Annotated in this window: 3 protein-coding genes; 2 read left to right on the plus strand and 1 reads right to left on the minus strand. The window is 66.7% G+C overall.

Annotation, left to right across the window (positions count from 1 at the left end; all coding sequences use genetic code 11):
* Positions 1–54: 54 nt before the first annotated feature.
* Positions 55–576, minus strand: coding sequence for a GNAT family N-acetyltransferase (locus tag RMO81_RS08655; protein ID WP_310475426.1), 522 nt, complete (start codon positions 574–576; stop codon positions 55–57).
* Between the two features lie 93 nt (positions 577–669).
* Here RMO81_RS08655 and RMO81_RS08660 point away from each other — a divergent pair, with 93 nt between their 5' ends.
* Positions 670–1,173 carry a GNAT family N-acetyltransferase gene (locus tag RMO81_RS08660; protein ID WP_310475427.1) on the plus strand — a complete coding sequence of 168 codons (504 nt, stop codon included), beginning with the start codon at positions 670–672 and terminating at the stop codon, positions 1,171–1,173.
* Positions 1,170–1,578, plus strand: a 409-nt coding sequence (locus RMO81_RS08665; protein ID WP_310475428.1) for a phosphotransferase, incomplete at its 3' end; no start/stop codon positions are given. The genes RMO81_RS08660 and RMO81_RS08665, both read left to right, overlap by 4 nt.

Here is a 1,578-nt window from a genome sequence, read left to right on the forward strand (position 1 = left end):
GCGGCGGCGTGGTCGGACTGTTAACATGCCGGTTCCCGGCTGAAGCCGGACCGGTCAGGCCGGCCGTGGACGTTCCCACAGGCCCACCGGTTCGGCGCGGTAGGTGGCTTCGCCATAAATGCTGAAACCGCAGCGCCGCGCCACGCTGATGCTGGCGGCATTGGCTGGGTTGATCATGGCCACTGTCCGGTCGAACCGCGTGTCCGCCCATTCCAGCGCACAGGCCACGGCTTCGCTGGCATAGCCTTGGCCTTGCGCTTCGGGATGAAAAGCCCAGGCCGCTTCCGGGCAGCCGAACGGTTCAACGCCGGTGCGCTCGCCATGCAGGAAGCCAACATCGCCCAGATGCAGATCCTCGCCCGGGCGGGTGACGACCCACATGCCATAGCCCATCAATTGCCAATGGCCGACATAGCGCAGCAACCGGTTCCAGCTGTCTTCGCGGTTGAACGGCTTGCCGCCGAAATGCGTCACTACCACCGGGTGGGACCACATTTCCGCCAATCGCTCAAAGTCCGCCAGCCGGTGTGGGCGCAGCACCAGACGGTCAGAGGCAAGGATGGGAAGCTCAGACATCACCATCAGCATAGGCAGACCCTGTGCCATTATCCAGTAAACGCTTTGTGACAGGCTGTTGCCGAGCCGCCCGATCATGGTAGCTGGGCGACTATGATCCGCCATGCTCTTCCTGCCGATCTCCCGCTGTTGCCGGCCATCGAGGCTTCGGCGGCAACCCTGTTTGCGGGTACGGCGATGGCCCATGTCGTCGACAGCGCGACCACGTCCATCGACGCCCTTGAACGCGGGCTGGCGCAGGGCAGCCTGTGGGTGGCGGATGATGGCGGCCCTTGCGGTTTCCTGCTGGCCACTGCCGAACAGGGCTGGCTGCACATTTTCGAACTGTCGGTGGCGCGCGCGGCGCAAGGGCGCGGGGTGGGCGCCGCCTTGTTGGCCGCCGCCATTGCCGGCGCACCCGCCCTGGCCTGTGAACGCCTGTCCCTCACCACGGATCGCCTTCTGGCCTGGAATGCGCCCTTCTATGCCCGGCACGGTTTTGTCGAAATGGCCGCCAATGATCCCGCCTTGCCGGATTGGCTGGCCGCCATGGCGCAGCGTGAAGCCGACAGCGGGCTTGATCTGGCCCGGCGCTGCATCATGGTGCGCAGCGCGTGACCGATCTTGACCGTCTTGCCGCCTGGCTGCCTGGCCACGGCCTCGCACTGGCTCCAGACGCGCGGCTGGAACGGCTTGGTGGCGGCATCGCCAATCGCAACGAAGGGGTGATGCTCAGCACCGGCCCCGCAGTGTTGCGCCGCCCGCCGCCGGGCGTGTTGGCGGCCGGCGCCAGCGACATGGCACGCGAAGCCAAGGTGCTGGGCGCGCTCGGCCCGCATTTCCCGCTGGTGCCGCGCCTGATCGCCTTTTGCGATGATGAGACGGTGCTGGGCACCAAGTTTCAGATCATCGAACGGCGCTGCGGTGTGGCGATCGCCGGCACATTGCCCCCAGAGGCCGGCGACGGGCTGGCGCTGGTCGAAACCACTTTGCAGGCCATGGCGGCCCTGCATGCGCTCGATC

Origin of the sequence: Sandarakinorhabdus sp., from assembly GCF_031422795.1 — a bacterium.
GTDB lineage: Bacteria > Pseudomonadota > Alphaproteobacteria > Sphingomonadales > Sphingomonadaceae > Sandarakinorhabdus.